A 1831-nucleotide genomic window follows, 5' to 3' on the forward strand; every position below is an offset into this window, starting at 1 on the left:
CCACGGCGCCCGCGTCGGCCAAAGCGCGCCGGGCCACGCTCATGTGATCCTGGAGCTGCGAAGGCGTCTCGGCATAGATCAGCAGCGAGAGATGATGATCTCCAAGCACGAACCTGTTGGATTCGAGATCGTCGAGCGCGTCAGAGAGCTCATCGACCTGCGAGGCCGCCGGATCCTGGGCTGAGACCAGCTGGTTCTGTTTGCGCGTCAGGACAGTCTTGGCGTCTGCTTTCGACAAAAACGCCAAGGATTGGGTGAGGATAACCTCGAAAGGCGCGGAAAGCAGCGCGTTCAACAGGCCAGGCCTTGTCGACGCCGGATATTCCTTAAGCCCAAACATGCCGCCGAAGCGCGATCCGCCCGCGCTGCGGATTTCGATGGCCTCACGGCCGAAGATGACGCGGTTTGAGTAAAGTGCCGGGCCAATCGGTCCTTGTGGCAATGGCATCGGCATCCACTCGCCGGAGACGACGGTATGGAGCAGTTCCATTGGCTCTGAGAATACGATGCCGTCGCGCTCAATCAGTCCGAGGGCACGGGCGCCGTAGCGCTCCAATGCCGCGACCATATCGCGCGTGGCATCGTTGAGCCGCTTGATGCCGGCGCTGTCGACTTCGAGGGAAGCCGCAGCGCTCCAGCCAAGCCGTTTGAAGAACGCAGCCGCGGCGTCGGTGGGGGCGCGCCCGGGATGCCACACCAGCGTCAGATAGAGATCGTTGCGAAATAGCGCCGCCTTGCGGAGCTGGTCGCGATATTGCGCGTCTAGCGAAGCTGAAAATGGCGATCGGAATGCACCGTCCGGATAGTCCGACGTCCGGCGTCGGGCCAGATGGGTCCAGAGCGCCAGCCGCGGATCTGCAACATTGCGCATGGTGAGATTGAGCTTGGCATGCAGGTCGTTCAGATCCGCCGTCTCAGCGGTCTCAAACGAGGCGCCGTCGAGCCGGATCACCGTCAGCAGAGCGCGCGTTGTAAGACTGATGACCGTATCGGTGACGTGTCGGCCGAACGGCAGGTAGACATCGGGCCCGATCTCCCGGGTTTTGAGCGCTGCGTTACGCATAGCCAAGGTCTCGTGCTCGATATCGCCGAACGAGCTTGAGCGGCGTGCAGGACGATCCGCCCCAGAATGATCCATTGCGCGTGCGTCCGCGGGTTTCGATCCAGGCGAGCAGAATCCGGAACATGTTGGGGTCATACCGACAGATGACGCGGCAAAGACCATGGATCGGGATCGCAACCAGGCCGTAGATGATGCTTCCGGCCTCCAGGAACAGGATGCAGGAAAACATCACGTTAAGCGCCATGGCTTCCATGGTGACTCCGGCAATCATGGCCGGCCGCGTGCAGGCGAGGAATAAGGTATCCTCCGTGAGACGCGTGGCCTCAATCATCAACGACCCCCGGTCAGGGTCGAGACCACTTCGGAGGCGCCGAACGTAATGGCGACGCCGAGTACGACATAGGCGGCCTTGCGCAGATCGAGATAGCCGAACATCCAGGCGATGCCGACGATGATGACCGCCAGCGTCGCCAGCAGGCGCGCGACGTTGCCGGTGAGCATGTTGACGATGTTCTGCAGCACACCCTCGATGTTCGCGGTCTGCGCGAGCGCAGGCTCGACCAAGGCGATGCTGAGAACGGCCCCCATGCACACGAGTGTAGCGGCTTGTTTAACACGAGAAGTCATGACGACTGAGCTCCGATTGCAGTGCAGCCGGACCAGCCCGGACCGCGGTTTTGAATTGAGGCAAAACAAAAGAGTTCATAATCGCCCATAGACGAAGGCTGACGTGCCGAGGCCCGAGCGGTAGACGTCCCAGTTCGGGCG

At 61.6% G+C, this 1831-nt stretch carries 2 protein-coding genes and 1 pseudogene; all 3 read right to left on the bottom strand.

What is annotated here, in order from left to right; all coding sequences use genetic code 11:
* Positions 1 to 1063 (bottom strand): annotated as a pseudogene (locus JHD07_RS11370) (transporter); the annotation flags it as partial.
* Entirely contained in the window at positions 1056 to 1394 is a 339-nt protein-coding gene (locus JHD07_RS11375) for a type IV secretion system protein VirB3 (RefSeq protein ID WP_024343419.1), read from the bottom strand. The pseudogene JHD07_RS11370 and the gene JHD07_RS11375, both read right to left, overlap by 8 nt.
* Complete coding sequence (locus JHD07_RS11380; protein WP_024343420.1) at positions 1394 to 1690, bottom strand: TrbC/VirB2 family protein; 297 nt, start codon at positions 1688 to 1690, stop codon at positions 1394 to 1396. The genes JHD07_RS11375 and JHD07_RS11380 overlap by 1 nt, the downstream gene beginning before the upstream one ends.
* Between the last annotated feature and the right edge of the window lie 141 nt (positions 1691 to 1831).

It is taken from the genome of Bradyrhizobium sp., assembly GCF_016462955.1.
GTDB lineage: Bacteria > Pseudomonadota > Alphaproteobacteria > Rhizobiales > Xanthobacteraceae > Bradyrhizobium.